Annotated in this window: 1 protein-coding gene; it reads left to right on the forward strand. The window is 54.9% G+C overall.

All coding sequences use genetic code 11. The features are described from left to right. Positions 1 to 239, forward strand: a 239-nt coding sequence (locus R0J92_RS25790; RefSeq protein WP_411053785.1) for a TonB-dependent receptor plug domain-containing protein, incomplete at its 5' end; no start/stop codon positions are given. Between the last annotated feature and the right edge of the window lie 5 nt (positions 240 to 244).

Here is a 244-nt window from a genome sequence, read left to right on the forward strand (position 1 = left end):
CCTCCAATTGGGGGGTGGATGACCTTTATGATCAATTCACCATCCGTGGTTTTGACACCGGATCTAAGGGTATCTACCGCGACGGGCTGATCCAGAAGAGCATCAACTTCTCTGGTTGCAAAACCGACCCGTGGATGGTGGAACGCATCGATGTGCTGCGGGTTCCGACCGGTGTCATTGATGGCCCGGGCGAGGCTGGCGGGATGGGCAATATCGTCAGCAAACGTCCTCGGGTTTAAACATT

This window comes from Tritonibacter sp. SIMBA_163, assembly GCF_046535935.1.
Lineage (GTDB): Bacteria > Pseudomonadota > Alphaproteobacteria > Rhodobacterales > Rhodobacteraceae > Epibacterium > Epibacterium scottomollicae.